General features: G+C 67.5%; 11 protein-coding genes. 3 read left to right on the forward strand and 8 right to left on the reverse strand.

The genetic code is table 11. The features are described 5' to 3' along the window. Positions 1–74: 74 nt before the first annotated feature. The 7 genes from Ga0609869_RS10950 to Ga0609869_RS10980 form a co-directional block, all read right to left on the reverse strand. Positions 75–1,007 (reverse strand): 2-hydroxyacid dehydrogenase, encoded by a 933-nt coding sequence (locus Ga0609869_RS10950; protein ID WP_125407150.1) that lies wholly within the window; start codon positions 1,005–1,007, stop codon positions 75–77. Then, positions 1,004–2,149 carry a rod shape-determining protein RodA gene (gene rodA, locus Ga0609869_RS10955; RefSeq protein WP_125407152.1) on the reverse strand — a complete coding sequence of 382 codons (1,146 nt, stop codon included), beginning with the start codon at positions 2,147–2,149 and terminating at the stop codon, positions 1,004–1,006. Before rodA ends, Ga0609869_RS10950 begins: the two co-directional genes overlap by 4 nt. Further along, the gene (gene mrdA, locus Ga0609869_RS10960; RefSeq protein WP_125407154.1) at positions 2,146–4,092 is read right to left on the reverse strand and encodes a penicillin-binding protein 2; all 1,947 of its coding nucleotides are present in this window, start codon (positions 4,090–4,092) and stop codon (positions 2,146–2,148) included. The genes rodA and mrdA overlap by 4 nt, the downstream gene beginning before the upstream one ends. Beyond that, the gene (locus tag Ga0609869_RS10965) at positions 4,089–4,628 is read right to left on the reverse strand and encodes a rod shape-determining protein MreD (protein WP_125407156.1); all 540 of its coding nucleotides are present in this window, start codon (positions 4,626–4,628) and stop codon (positions 4,089–4,091) included. The genes mrdA and Ga0609869_RS10965 overlap by 4 nt, the downstream gene beginning before the upstream one ends. After that, positions 4,621–5,529 (reverse strand): rod shape-determining protein MreC, encoded by a 909-nt coding sequence (mreC, locus tag Ga0609869_RS10970; protein WP_125407159.1) that lies wholly within the window; start codon positions 5,527–5,529, stop codon positions 4,621–4,623. Before mreC ends, Ga0609869_RS10965 begins: the two co-directional genes overlap by 8 nt. A 34-nt stretch (positions 5,530–5,563) precedes the next feature. Further along, on the reverse strand, positions 5,564–6,601 hold the full coding sequence (locus Ga0609869_RS10975) for a rod shape-determining protein (RefSeq protein WP_125407162.1): 1,038 nt from the start codon (positions 6,599–6,601) through the stop codon (positions 5,564–5,566). A 266-nt stretch (positions 6,602–6,867) separates the two neighbouring features. Then, complete coding sequence (locus Ga0609869_RS10980; RefSeq protein WP_125407165.1) at positions 6,868–8,427, reverse strand: 2-isopropylmalate synthase; 1,560 nt, start codon at positions 8,425–8,427, stop codon at positions 6,868–6,870. Positions 8,428–8,773: 346 nt separating this feature from the next. On the opposite strand from Ga0609869_RS10980, the gene Ga0609869_RS10985 reads away from it, so the two are divergent. From Ga0609869_RS10985 to Ga0609869_RS10995, 3 genes are all read left to right on the forward strand, one after another. Continuing rightward, the gene (locus Ga0609869_RS10985; RefSeq protein ID WP_125407168.1) at positions 8,774–9,445 is read left to right on the forward strand and encodes an SDR family oxidoreductase; all 672 of its coding nucleotides are present in this window, start codon (positions 8,774–8,776) and stop codon (positions 9,443–9,445) included. Then, positions 9,442–10,968 carry a cryptochrome/photolyase family protein gene (locus Ga0609869_RS10990; RefSeq protein ID WP_211336831.1) on the forward strand — a complete coding sequence of 509 codons (1,527 nt, stop codon included), beginning with the start codon at positions 9,442–9,444 and terminating at the stop codon, positions 10,966–10,968. Before Ga0609869_RS10985 ends, Ga0609869_RS10990 begins: the two co-directional genes overlap by 4 nt. A 148-nt stretch (positions 10,969–11,116) precedes the next feature. Beyond that, the gene (locus Ga0609869_RS10995) at positions 11,117–12,388 is read left to right on the forward strand and encodes an NAD(P)/FAD-dependent oxidoreductase (protein WP_125407171.1); all 1,272 of its coding nucleotides are present in this window, start codon (positions 11,117–11,119) and stop codon (positions 12,386–12,388) included. Between the two features lie 531 nt (positions 12,389–12,919). On the opposite strand, the gene Ga0609869_RS11000 is transcribed toward Ga0609869_RS10995, so the two are convergent. Beyond that, a complete protein-coding gene (locus Ga0609869_RS11000; protein ID WP_125407174.1) occupies positions 12,920–14,368 on the reverse strand; it encodes an MORN repeat-containing protein in 1,449 nt (482 codons plus the stop codon). Between the last annotated feature and the right edge of the window lie 119 nt (positions 14,369–14,487).

Here is a 14,487-nt window from a genome sequence, read left to right on the forward strand (position 1 = left end):
CCGCAGCCGTTACCGATGCCGGGCCAACCGCGGCGGTTTTGCAAAACCCGCTGCGCCGGGGGGCGGCCTTGCGCTCAATACCCCTGGTCGCGGTCCACCAGAAAGAGCAGCGGCGCGCCCGCCACCGAGCGGCGGATATTCTCGGCGATCACCCTTGCGGCGCTCTCGGGGCGGGTTTCGGACGCGATATGGGGCGTGACCGTCACCTTGGGATGCGCCCAGAAAGGGTGCTCGGGCGGCAGGGGCTCGGTGCGGAACACGTCGAGCGTGGCATGGCCCAGCCGGCCCGCATCGAGGGCCGCCAGCACCGCGTCGTCGTCGATCAGCGCGCCGCGGCCGGGGTTGATCAGCACCGCGCCGTCGGGCAGCCAGTCCAGCCGTTCGGCATTTATCAGGGTGTCGGTCTCGGGCGTGAGCGGCAAGAGCAGCACGACGATCTCGGCGGCCTCCAGCACGGCGCGCAGCCCTGCCGCGCCATGCTGGCAGGCCACGCCGGGCACGTCGCGCGGCGTGCGGCTCCAGCCCATAACGTCAAAGCGCAGCGCGGCCAGCGCCTCGGCGCAGGCGCGCCCCAGCGCGCCGAGCCCGAGGATCGCGACGCGGCGGTCGCGCGCCAGCGGCGGCACGACCGGGGCCCACACCCCGTCCTGGCTGAGGATCTGACGGTCGATCCCGAGATGGTGGCGCAGCACATGGCCCGTCACCCATTCGACCATGCCCTCTTCCAGCCCCGAATCGACCATCCGGCAGAGCGGCTGGGTCAGCGTCGCGTTTCCGACGATGGTTTCCACGCCCGCCCAGAGGCTGAGCACCGCCCGGCAGTTCGAATATGGCCCGAAATCCGAGACCGGCCCTTTCGGCGCGAAGACGATGAAGTCGACGGTCTCGGGCGCCGCCGCGCGCGTCAGCGTCACGTCGAGCCCGGCCTCGGCAAAGGCCCGCGGCAGGGTCTCCCGATATCTTTCCCAGTACGCCTCGGGGGCGGAAAAAAGCACGGTCAGGCTCATCTCGACCTCGCACGGTGGATATGCGCGCTCTGCACCAGTCCGAAGGCCGCCATCAGCACCAGCATCGCCGAGCCGCCGTAAGAGACCAGCGGCAGCGGCACGCCGACGACCGGCGCCAGCCCCATCACCATCGACATGTTGAGCGCGAAGAACAGGAAGAACGTGGCCGCGATGCCAAGTGTCAGCAGCGACGAAAACCGGTCGCTGTTGTTCACCGCCGAGACGATGCAGAACAGGACGATCAGCGCGTAAAGCGTCAGCAGCGATATCGAGCCGAGAAAGCCGAATTCCTCGGCCAGGGTGGTGAAGATGAAATCGGTGTGTTTCTCGGGCAGGAAGTTCAGCCGGCTCTGCGTGCCCTGCATGAAGCCCCGGCCGGCCCAGCCGCCCGAGCCAAGCGCGATTTTCGACTGGGTGATGTGATAGCCCGCCCCCAGCGGGTCTGAGGCGGGGTCGAGAAAGGTGTCGATGCGGCGATACTGGTAGTCCTTCAACAGCTGCCAGGTGGTGCCGCGCGAGGTGAAGACGGCGGTCACCAGCCCACCCCCAACCGCCGCCAATGCGCCGAAATAAAGCCAGTGAACGCCGGCCAGGAAAATCATGATGCCGCCGCCCATCAACAGCAAAAGGGCGGTGCCGAGGTCGGGCTGCTTCAGCACCAGCACCGTGGGCAGCAGGATGATCGCCACCGGCACGATCACGTAGAGCGGGCGCGAGACCTTCTTGATATCGAGCCAGTCGTAATAGGCGGCCAGCATCATCACCAGGGTGATCTTCATCAACTCCGACGGTTGCAGGCGGATGAAGCCGAGGTCGATCCAGCGTTGCGCGCCCATGCCGACCGCGCCCATCAGTTCGACCAGCACCAGCAGCAGCACCGACAGCCCGTAGGCCAGCGCCGCCATGTTGCGCCAGAACCAGATCGGCACGAAGGCGACCAAGAACATTACGGCCAGGCCCAGCCCGAAGCGTTTCATCTGCGGCTCGGCCCAGGGCGTCAGCGACCCGCCGGCGACCGAGTAGAGCATCAAAAACCCCACGCCGGCCACGGCGGTCAGCAACAGCACCAGCGCCCAGTTGAGGTAAAACACCTTGCGAAGGCCGGTGGGGACGGTTTTGACGGTATATTCGAGATAGCTCATGCGCGGCTTCGCCCGGTGTTTTTCGGCGGCTCCGAGGGGCGCAGGGGCAGCTTGTCGAAACGCTCTTCCACTTCCCAGCGCTGGCGCTCGGGATAGGCCGAGAGCGGCGGCAGATCGCCATGGAGCGCGCGCAGCGCGATGTCGCGGGCGATGGGCGCGGCCGCCGTCGAACCGCCGCCGCCATGCTCGACCACCACCGACACGGCGATGCGCGGTGCTTCGACGGGCGCGAAGCAGACGAAAAGCGCGTGGTCGCGCCGTTCCCAGGGCAGGTCCTCGTTGCGGAACACGCCCGCGGCGCGTTCGGCGGCGGTGATGCTGCGTACCTGGCTGGTGCCGGTCTTGCCGGCCATCGCAAGGCCGGGGTCGACCACGCGCGAGCGGTAGGCGGTGCCGCGCCGGCTGTTGCTGACCGCGTCCATGCCGCGCCGGATGCGCGCGAGGTGCACCGGGCTCAAGCCCAGCGGATCGCCCGCGCCCGACGGCTGTTCGATGCCGTCGATGGATTTCACCAGGCGCGGCGTGACGCTGCGCCCCGAGGCGATGCGCGCCGTCATCACCGCCAGTTGCAGCGGCGAGGCCAGCACGAAGCCCTGTCCGATGGCCGCGTTCAGCGTGTCGCCCACCACCCATTCGGCATCGCGGTAGGCGCGCTTCCAGGCCTTGTTGGGGGTCAGCCCCTGGCTGACCGCCGATAGCGGCAGATCGTGGCGAATGCCCAGCCCCAGCCGGTTGGCGACCTCGGTGATCTTTTCGATGCCCACCCGTTCGGCGACATCATAATAGAACACGTCGCAGGATTGCTGGAGGCTTTCGTGCAGGTTGACATGGCCGTGCCCGCCGCGCCTCCAGCAGTGAAAGCGCCGCCCGCCGACCTCCTTGAAGCCGGGGCACCAGACGGTTTCCTCGGGGCTGAGCACCCCGGCCTCCAGCGCGGCAAGCGCCGTGACCATCTTGAAGGTCGAGCCCGGCGGGTAGGCGCCCTGCACGGTCTTGTTGGCCAGCGGCCGGTACGGGTTTTCGGTCAGCGCCCGGTAATCGGCCAACGAGATGCCGCGGACGAACTTGTTGGGGTCGAAACTGGGGGCCGAGGCGATGCCGAGAACGTCGCCGTCGATGGTGTCGACCACCACCGCCGCGGCGCTTTCGCCCGCCATCCGCGCCTCCATGAAGTTTTGCAGCCCCGCGTCGACGGTCAGTTGCAGGTCCGATCCGGGCTGGCCGTCGATCCGGTCGAGTTCGCGGATGACCCGGCCCACCGCGTTGACCTCGATGCGCTTGGTGCCCGCCTTGCCGCGCAGGTCGCCCTCCATCTTGGCCTCGACGCCGGTCTTGCCGATCTGGAAGCGCGGGATCTGCAACAGCGGATCGGGGTCTTCGAGCTTGGACAGGTCGTAGTCGCTGACCGGGCCGACATAGCCCACGATATGGGCGAAATCAGAGCCCAGCGGGTAGACGCGCGACAGCCCCACCTCGGGCGTCACGCCGGGCAGGGCAGGGGCGTTGACGGCCACCTGGGCCACGTCGTCCCAGCTCAGCCGGTCGACCACGGTCACCGGCACGAAGGGGCTGCGCCGGGCGATTTCCTTGCGCGCGCGCTCGATCTCGTCGGGCTCGAGCGGCACGATGCGGGCGAGCTTGGCCAGCGCCTCGTCCACATCGCCGGTATCCTCGCGTACCACGACGATGCGGTAATTCTGTTCGTTGCCGGCCAGCGGCACGCCGTAACGGTCGAAGATCAGGCCGCGGGCCGGCGGGATCAGGCGGATGTTGATCCGGTTTTCCTCGGCCAGGAGGCGGAACTGGTCGGCGCGTTCGACCTGCATGAAACGCATCCTGAAGGCCAGTATGCCCATGACGGCCAGCTGCGTGCCGCCCAGAATGACGCCGCGGCGCGAGATGCGGCGGGCGCTTTCCTCGGTGTCCTTGGGCGTGCGTCTCATCGCGCCGGGGCCCTCCGCGTGATCTCGCCCAGGCTGGCCTGCCGCACGCCCAGTACGAAGGCCGACAGGAACACCACCAGCGGATAGGCGGCAAGCGTGGTGACGGCCTGCACCAGCAACTTGGCCAGGCTCGCATGGTCGACCACGGCGATGGCCAGGATCGTCCCGTAGGCCAGCGTCGCAACGACCGTGACCGCGCCGACCATCAGCCATTCAACCCCGAACGGCATCTCGGCCGAGACCTGCTGGCGCGAGCGCAGGAATTCGGCCCCCAGCAGCACCAGCGCGGTCCACACGCCCGGCGGGCGCATCAGCATCATGTCGAAGACCAGCACCGCGCCGACCAGCAGCCAGCATGGGATGTAGTCGGGCCGGCGCTGGACCCAGGCGAAGATCAGGCACATCAACAGATCGGGGCCGGGGATGGTGCGCGGCATCGTGTCGAGCGGCAGCAGCCGCAGGAACAGCAAGAGCGTGGCCAGCGCGGCGAACAGGGCGCGATAAAGCCAGCGCCGCGTCGTCAGCGGGTCAACCATTGCCGGCCCCCTGCACCATGGCCGGGTCCGGCGGGCCGATCGGGGCGGGCGCGATCAGCGCGCCGGGGTCCTCGATCACCTCGTTGGAATGGCTGCGCAGCACGCGCAGGAACTCCAGCCGTTCGTAATCGGCGGCCAGCCGCACCCTGAGCCTGCGGTCGGAGCCCAGCGCGACCTGGCCCACCAGCAATCCGGCCGGAAACACGCCGCCGTCGCCGGACGAAACCACCCGGTCGCCCGGGCGCACCAGTTCGGGCGTCTCGACGAATTCGATGGGCGGAACCGGGGAGTTGTCGCCGGTCAGAACCGCGCGCTGGCCCGAAGGCTGAATCGTCACCGGGATGCGCGAGTTGGAATCGGTCAGCAGGATCACCCGCGACGTGCGCGCGCCCACCCCCGATATGCGGCCCACCAGCCCCAGACCGTCGGTCGTGGCCCAGCCATCGACGATGCCGTCCCGCGCGCCGACGTTCAGCAGCACCGACTGCCGGAAGGGCGAGCCGCTATCGGCCATCACCACGCCAGTGACATAGGTCAGCTGCGGGTCGAGGCGCACCTTGTTGAGGTCCAGCAGCTTGGCGTTTTCCTGTTCCAGCTGAAGCGCGGCCTCTTTCCACGCCTTCATCTGGCGCAGCTCGCGGCGCAGCTCCTGGTTTTGCTCGTAGATCCGCGCGTAGGACTGGAAGCCCTCGACCATGCCAACGACCTTGGTCACCGGCACCAGCGCCCAGTCGAAGCTGGGCACCACCCGGTCGACCAGCGCCGCGCGCATCCGCTCGACCCGCGGGCTGTCGATCCGCCAGAGCAGGAACAACGCCATCAGGCACAAAACGAGCGTGCCGATCACGATACGCCGGATCGGGCGGGTGTAGTCGAGCGATGCGTTTCTGTCCGTGGCCACGTCTGCCTTTCCTCAGGCGCAGGGCCGCCTAGCCTCAGCTTTCGTAATCTATCACATGCCGAAGCTGTTTTTCATATTCCAGCGCCTTGCCGGTGCCGAGCGCTACACAATTCAGCGACTCGTCGGCCACCGAGATGGCCAGCCCGGTCTGTTCGCGCAGCGCGAGGTCCAGCTCGCCCAGCAGCGCGCCGCCGCCCGTCAGCATGACGCCACGGTCCACGATGTCGGCGGCGAGGTCGGGCGGCGTGGCCTCGAGCGCGGTCATCACCGCCTCGCAGATCTGCTGCACCGGTTCGGCCAGCGCCTCGGCCACCTGGGCCTGGTTGATCTCGATCTCCTTCGGCACGCCGTTCAAGAGGTCGCGGCCGCGGATCTGCATCGAGGCGCCGCGCCCGTCATCGGGCATCCGCGCGGTGCCGATCGAGGTCTTGATCCGCTCGGCGGTGGAATCGCCGATCAGAAGGTTCTGCTGGCGGCGCAGGTGGTTGATGATCGCCTCGTCCATCCGGTCGCCGCCGACGCGCACCGAGCGCGCGTAGACGATGTCGCCGAGGCTGAGGACCGCCACCTCGGTGGTGCCGCCGCCGATATCGACGACCATGCTGCCGGTGGGGTCGGTGATCGGCATGCCTGCACCGATCGCCGCGGCGATGGGTTCGGCGATCAGCCCGGCGCGCCGGGCACCGGCCGACAGCACCGACTGGCGGATCGCGCGTTTTTCGACCGGGGTGGCACCGTGGGGCACGCAGACGATGATCTTGGGCTTGGTGAAGGTGGTGCGCTTGTGGACCTTGCGGATGAAGTACTTGATCATCTCTTCGGCGACGTCGAAATCGGCGATCACGCCTTCGCGCATCGGCCGGATCGCCTCGATCGAGCCGGGCGTCCGGCCGATCATCAGCTTGGCGTCCTCGCCCACCGCGAGCACCTGCTTGCGCCCGTCCTTGACGTGGAAGGCGACCACCGAGGGCTCGTTGAGAATGATCCCGCGCCCCTTGACGTAGACCAGCGTGTTCGCCGTGCCGAGGTCGATCGCCATGTCGGACGAGAACAGACCGCCAAATCCTGCCATATCGAGATGCCTTGCAAAATTGCCACAGGGCCCGGACCCCGACTCGGGGCGATCAGGCCGCTGATGGTTATAGGCGCTGGGCGGGGGCGCGGTAAAGGGCACAATATCAGGCGGTTGGCGAGTCTCCGCTTCTTGTAATAATCCTGCAAAAGCGATCATCATTACTCAAGATAACTTCCAGGAATTATACTTTTCGAACATTCACCCCTGAAACGTAAAAAGCCGGGCGCGTTGCGCCCGGCCCTGGCCGAAATGCTGAGCGGTGCTCAGACCGCGGCGCGGTCCTCTGCCGGCTTGCCCTTCTCGCGCCGCACCAGCAGGCGGTTCAGCGCGTTCACATAGGCCTTGGCCGAGGCCACTACCGTGTCGGTGTCCGAGGACTGGCCGGTGGCGATCTTGCCGTCTTCCTCCATCCGCACGCTGACGGTGGCCTGCGCGTCGGTGCCGCCGGTGACCGCGTGCACCTGGTAGAGTTTAAGATGCGCGCCATGCGGGAACAGCGCCTTGACCGCGTTGAAGGTGGCATCGACCGGCCCGTCCCCGGTGGCGGTGACCTGGTGGTCGACCCCGTCGATGGTCAGGGTCAGGTCGGCCGATTGCGGCGCCTCGGTGCCGCAGATCACCCGCAGGAATTTCACCTGCAGCCGGCCGTGGCCCTCGTCGGCGGCGCTGTCGCGCATCAGCGCGAGCAGGTCGTCGTCGTAGACCTCCTTCTTGCGGTCGGCCAGCGCCTTGAACCGGACGAAGACGTCGTTGAGCTGGTTGTCGGCCAGGTCGTGGCCCAGCTCTTTCATCTTGGCGCGCAGCGCGGCGCGGCCCGAATGCTTGCCCATCACCAGGTTGGTGGCCGAGAGCCCGATATCCTCCGGCTTCATGATCTCGAAGGTCTCGGCGTTTTTCAGAACGCCGTCCTGGTGAATGCCGGATTCGTGGGCGAAGGCGTTCTTGCCGACGATGGCCTTGTTGTACTGCACCGGGAACCCCGACACCGCCGCGACCTTGCGCGACAGCCCCATGATCTTGGTGGTGTCGATGCCGGTGTCGTAGGGCATGATGTCGTGGCGCACCTTGAGCGCCATTACCACCTCTTCCAGCGCGGTGTTGCCGGCACGCTCGCCCAGCCCGTTGATCGTGCATTCGATCTGCCGCGCGCCCGCCTCGACCGCGGCCAGCGCGTTGGCGGTCGCCATGCCGAGGTCGTTGTGGCAATGGGTGGCGAACACGATCTCGTCGGCGCCGGGAACCTTCTCGATCAGCATCCGGATCAGGTCGGCGCTTTCGCGGGGCGCGGTATAGCCCACCGTGTCGGGGATGTTGATCGTGGTGGCGCCGGCCTTGATCGCGATCTCGACCACCCGGCAGAGATAATCGTGCTCGGTCCGGGTGGCGTCCATCGGCGACCACTGCACGTTGTCGCAGAGGTTGCGGGCGTGGGTCACGGTCTCGTGGATACGCTCGGCCATCTCGTCCTGGGTCAGCTTGGTGATGTCCCGGTGCAAGGGCGAGGTGCCGATGAAGGTGTGGATGCGGGGGCGGGCGCTGTGCTTTACCGCCTCCCACGCGCGGTCGATATCCTTGGGGTTCGCGCGCGAAAGCCCGCAGATCACGGAATTGCGCGATTGCCTGGCGATGTCGCGTACCGCCTCGAAATCGCCCTCCGAGGCGATTGGAAACCCCGCCTCGATGATATCGACGCCCATCTCGTCGAGCATGGCGGCGATTTCCAGCTTTTCGTCATGGGTCATCGTGGCGCCGGGGCTTTGTTCGCCGTCGCGCAAGGTGGTGTCGAAGATCAGGACGCGGTCCTGTTCGGATGTGTCGGTCATGGGATGTCTCTTTGTCTGGGTCTTAGCCTGGGTGCGAAGGGGCGCGGGCACATTCCTCTGAGCGGTCGCGCCGGGACGGCACGCTCAGAGGCGGCTAAGAAGAAGCAGAAGGCCGACGGCGCGCGCGCCGCGGGGCGCGGGCAAGGGTGCGATATGTCCGTGGCGGTCCATGAGCCGGCACTATAAGGGCAGTGCGCGCAAAGGGAAAGCGCGTTTTGCCGCCCATTCGCTCGCGCCCCTGGCGGGCGTCGAGACGGAGTTTTCTTGCCTCCGGCGGGGATATTTTCGGCCAGAAGAACTGGGCGCGTGGGCGCGGGGCCCTAACTGCGCGAGCCAGGGGGTGGCGATGGAACGGGCGCTGGTGATCGGAGAAAGCGGCGGGATCGGCGCGGCGCTGGCCGCCGCCTTGCGCGCGCGGCTGGGGCAGGGGGCCGTGGTCGGCCTGTCGCGCCGGCGCGACGGGCTGGACGTCACCGACGAGGCCAGCGTGGTGCGCGCGCTTGGGGCCCTGGAGGGGCCGTTCGACCTGGTGGTGGTGGCGACCGGGGCGCTGGAGGGTGCGGGCCATCCGCCCGAGAAGGCGCTGAAGGAGGTCACGCCCGAGGCGCTGGCGGCGCAGTTCGCGGTCAACGCGATGGGGCCCTTGCTGGTGCTGAAACATGCCGCGCGGCTGATCCCGCGCGACAGGCGGGCGGTTGTCGCCGTTCTCTCGGCGCGCGTGGGCTCGATCGGCGATAACGGGCTGGGGGGGTGGTATGCCTACCGCATGGCCAAGGCGGCGCTGAACCAGGGGCTGCACACGGCGGCGATCGAGCTTGGGCGCAGCCACCGTCACTGCGTCTGCGTGGCGCTGCATCCGGGCACGGTGGCCACGCCCTTTACCGCGGCCTACGCGGGGCGGCACAAGACGGTGCCGCCCGAGGTGGCCGCCGAGAACCTGCTGGGGGTGATCGACGGGCTGGGGCCGGAAGAGTCGGGGCGCTTTTTCGACTGGGCCGGACAGGCGGTGCCCTGGTGAGCCGTCTGGTCCTGGTGCTGGGCGATCAGCTGTCGCGCGATCTCTCGGCGCTCAAGGCGGCCGACAAGGGGCGCGACCTGGTGGTGATGGCCGAGGTGACGGACGAGGCGTCCTATGTCCGCCACCACCCCAAGAAGATCGCCTTTGTCTTTGCAGCGATGCGCAAGTTCGCGGCCCTGCTGGAGGCCGATGGCTGGCGCGTGGCCTATGCCCGGCTCGATGACGGGGACAACGCCCAGTCGATAACCGGCGAATTGCAGCGCCGCGCCGCGGCGGAGGGCGCGCGCGAGGTCATCGCCACCGAGCCCGGCGAATGGCGGCTGATCGCGGCGCTGGAGGAGATGCCGCTCGACGTGACGCTTTGCCCCGACACGCGGTTTTTCTGTTCCCGCGACCGGTTCGACCATTGGGCCGAGGGGCGCAAGAGCCTGCGGATGGAATATTTCTACCGCGAGATGCGGCGCGAAACGGGGCTTTTGATGGAGGGGGACAAGCCTGCGGGCGGCAAGTGGAACTACGACCACGAGAACCGCAAGCCCGCCGCGGACGACCTGTTCCGCAAGGGCCCGCCGCATTTCGAGCCGGATGAGACGGTCGCGGAGGTGCTGGACCTCGTGAAAGACCGCTTTGCCGAGCATTTCGGCGCGCTCAGGCCGTTCTGGTTTGCCACCGATGCCGCCCAGGCCGAGGCGGCGTTTGCCCATTTCCTGAAACACGGTCTGCCCGCGTTCGGCGATTACCAGGACGCGATGCTTGCAGGCGATCGGTTTCTCTATCACGCGGTGATCTCGCCCTACCTCAACGTCGGGCTCCTGGACGCGCGCGACGTCTGCGCGCGCGCCGAGGCGGAATATCGCGCGGGCCGCGCGCCGCTTAACGCGGTGGAGGGGTTCATCCGCCAGATCCTCGGCTGGCGCGAATTCGTGCGGGGCATCTATTTCCGCGAGGGGCCCGGCTACCCGAGGCGCAATGCGCTGAACCACCAGCGCGGCCTGCCCGCCCTCTATTGGGGGGCGGAGACGAAGATGAACTGCCTCTCGCGCGTGGTCGCCCAGACCCGGGATGAGGCCTACGCCCATCACATCCAGCGGCTGATGGTGACGGGCAATTTCGGCCTGCTGGCCGGCGTCAATCCGACCGCGCTGCACGAATGGTACCTCGCGGTCTATGCCGACGCCTACGAATGGGTCGAGGCGCCCAACACGGTGGGGATGAGCCAGTTCGCCGATGGCGGCATCGTCGCGTCAAAGCCCTACGTGTCGTCGGGGGCCTATATCTCTCGCATGTCGGACTATTGCCGGGGCTGCGCCTACACGGTCAGCCGCAAGACCGGGCCGGGGGCCTGCCCGTTCAACCTGCTTTACTGGTCCTTCCTCGACCGCCACCGCGAGCGGTTCTCGGGCAATCCGCGCATGGCGCAGATCTATCGCACCTGGGACCGGATGGACGCCGAGCGCCGCGCCACGGTGCTGCGCGAGGCCGAGGCGGTTCTCGACCGGCTGTCAGCGGGCAAAATCGTCTGAAACCCTTGAAACCGGGCCGGGTGAAAATACTTCTTGGTGTTTGCGCGCCGAGGGTCCATTCTGGAAATTGAATATATTGCCGGCGTGCCCGCCGAGAGCCCGAAAAGGGCCGACATGGTACGGGCCGAGGATTGCGGAGGAGACATCCATGGCACATGTCGTTGTACTGGGCGCGGGGCTGGGCGGCACGCTTCAGGCCTACGAGTTGAAGGAAACGCTGGGCGCCGGAGACCGGATCACCGTGATCTCGAACAAGCCCTATTTCCAGTTCACCCCCTCGAATCCCTGGGCCGGTGTCGGCTGGCGCAAGAAGAGCGACATCACGGTCGAGCTTGCCCCCGTCATGGCCCGGCGCGACATCGGCTTTATCTGCGACGGCGCCGAAAAACTGCTGCCCGAGGAGAACAAGGTGATTCTGGCCAGCGGCAGGGAGGTGTCCTACGATTACCTCGTCATCGCCACCGGCCCCGAGCTTGCCTTTGACGAGATCGAGGGATTCGGCCCCGAGGCGCACACCGCCTCGGTCTGCCAGATCGAGCACGCCGAGATGTCGGGCGACAAGTGGGAGGCGTTCTGCGCCAACCCCGGCCCCATCGTCGTGGGCGCGGTGCAGGGCGCCTCGTGCTTCGGGCCGGCCTACGAATACGCGATGACCATCGACACCGACCTGCGCAAGCGCAAGATCCGCCACAAGGTGCCGATGACCTTCGTGACCTCGGAGCCCTATATCGGGCATCTGGGCCTCGGCGGGGTGGGCGACACCAAGGGCCTGCTGGAATCGATCATGCGCGACCGTGACATCAACTGGGTCACCAACGCCAAGGTGAACCGGTTCGACGAGAACGCCGTCCATGTCACCGAGGTGAACGAGGACGGCAGCGAGAAGAAGACGCACGAGATCCCGTTCAAATACGCGATGATGCTGCCCGCGTTCCGCGGCATCCCGGCGGTGAGGGGCATCGAGGGGCTGGTGAACCCGCGCGGTTTCATCCTGACCGACGAATTCCAGCGCAACCCGAAATACCCCAACATCTTCGCCATCGGCGTGTGCATCGCCATCGCGCCCCCGGTGGCGACCCCGGTGCCCACGGGCGTGCCCAAGACCGGCTTCATGATCGAGAGCATGGTGACGGCCACGGCGCACAACCTGCCGCGGATCATCGCCGGCGGCGAACCCTACGAGGAACCCACCTGGAACGCGCTCTGCCTGGCCGATTTCGGCGACCGCGGCGCGGCGTTTCTGGCGATGCCGCAGAACCCGCCGCGCAACGTCAACTGGGCGTCCAAGGGGCGCTGGGTGCACTGGGCCAAGCTGGCCTTCGAGTGGTATTTCATGCGCAAGGTGCGCAGCGGTATCTCAGAGCCGTTTTACGAGAAATTCGTCATGAAGACGCTGAAGATCACCAAGCTGAAGGCGTGATCTGACGCCGCCGCTGCGCCCATGGGGCGCCCGGCGGGCGGAGTGGCGGTGGACCTTTTGTCGGAGCTTCACGGTTTCTATTCCAAAGGTGGAAAAGCAGTCGTGTCGACTTGCTGCCTGTAATGAGCAACGTGTTCTGTCGAGGCAGAAACGGTCGTTTGCGCCCTCTGACAATTGGAGCGTGCTTTCAACGACTTACGGAGGTCAGAACTCCCCGCCGGACCCCGTGGAGTTGTGGCATGTTTCCGGCCCCGCAATCGGATGATCGTTGACGCCGTACGCGAAAGCGGCATTGCGGCCCGGCCCTCAAGGGCCGCGCGAGGGCGCCGGCCCGTTCCGGCGGGCTGGCGCTCTGGTAACGCCAGTGCGACGTTCGGATCTTAGAGGGGCTTTGCCGCCATAAAGCGCGCCGCTCGGGCGTGCCGTGGCGCCATCCCAAGGGCCGGCGTTGGCCCGGCTCCGCGCATGGGTGAACGCCCGAACGCAGCTACGGGCCGGCCGGGTGGAACGGTCCGCGCGACCGCGCCGCCCTCACTCGGTCGCGCTCTCGGCTTCGTCGCCTTCTGCGGATTCCTGGGTGGTCAGCACGCCGCTTTGCCAGACGCCCCGGTCCTCTTCGCCGGTGGCGTAGCGCATCACGCCCTCGCCCTGGCGTTTGCCTTCGGCGAACATGCCCTCGTAGACATCGCCGTTGGCATAGGTCGCCACGCCCCGCCCGTCGGGCTGGCCCTCGGACCAGGCGCCCTGGTAGCTGAACCCGTCGGGCGCTTCGTACCGGCCCTGGCCCTCGCGCACGCCGTTCACGAACTGGCCGGTATAGGTCGAGCCGTCGGCATAGCGCGCCTCGCCCTCGCCATGGGGGGCGTTGTCCTGCCACTGGCCGGTATAGCGATAGCCGTCGGGCTTGGTCAGCGTGCCCTGGCCGTGCTGCTTGGCGTCCTTGAATTCGCCCTCGTAGACATCGCCGTTGGCGTGCCGGGCGATGCCTTCGCCCTCGATCACGCCGGCCACCCAGTCGCCTTCGTAGGTGGTGCCGTCGGGATAGGTGATCGTGCCCCGGCCGTCGGCCAGGTCGTCGCGGAACTGGCCCTCGTAGACCGACCCGTCGGGATAGGTCACGGTGCCTTCGCCCTCGATCCGGCCGGCCACCCAGGCACCCTCGTAGACATAGCCGTCGGTGCCGCGGAAGGTGCCCTGGCCGTGGCGCTTGTCGGCCTCGAAGGCGCCCTCGTAGGTGTCGCCGTTGGCATAGGTGACCTTGCCCTCGCCCTGGCGCTCGCCGTTGACGAAGAGCCCCTCGTAGACGTCGCCATTGGTCTGGGTCAGCTTGCCCAGCCCGTTGATCTGGCCATCCTTCCAGGCGCCGGCATAGACCAGCCCGTCGGGCATGATGAGCGTGCCCTGGCCGTCGCGCTGGCCGCCGACCATGCCGCCCTCGTAGATGGTGCCGTCAGGATAGGTGATCCGGCCTTCGCCCTCTTTCACCCCGTCGACCCAGTCGCCCTGGTAGCTGTAGCCGTTGGGGCTGGTCATCATGCCCGTGCCGTGGTGCAGCGCGTTGCGGAACTGGCCTTCGTAGCGCACCCCGTTGGCATAGACCGCGACACCCTCGCCGGTGATCTTGCCGTCGGTCCAGTCGCCCTCGTAGGTGCCGCCGTCGGCGAAGGTGATCTTGCCCTTGCCCTCGGGCTTGCCGGCCGCGAACTGGCCCTCGTAGACCGAACCGTCGGGAAAGCGCGCAACGCCCTGGCCGCGGATCTCGCCGTCGACCCAGTCGCCGGTGTATTCATACCCGTTGGGCAGCCGGTATGTGCCGCGCCCGTGTTGCTTGCCGTCCTTGAAGGTGCCCTCGTAGATGCCGCCGTCGTCGTACTGCTTGGTGATCACCTCGCCGGGGTCCTGCGCCGCGGCCGGCCCGCCGGCCAGCCCGATTGCCGCGGCCAGCGCCGCTCCCCTGATCGCAAACTCGGCCTTTCGCATCCGCGCCACGTTCCGCCCCACCTGTTGCTGCTTGTTCCGAAGGCGGGCAAACCGTAATTGAGCCTCCGCGCGCTTACAACGGTTTTCGCGCCCTTGCGTCTTTCCCTTGCCCGACAAAC

Origin of the sequence: Rhodovulum iodosum (assembly GCF_041020385.1) — a bacterium.
In the GTDB taxonomy this organism is placed as follows: domain Bacteria; phylum Pseudomonadota; class Alphaproteobacteria; order Rhodobacterales; family Rhodobacteraceae; genus Rhodovulum; species Rhodovulum iodosum.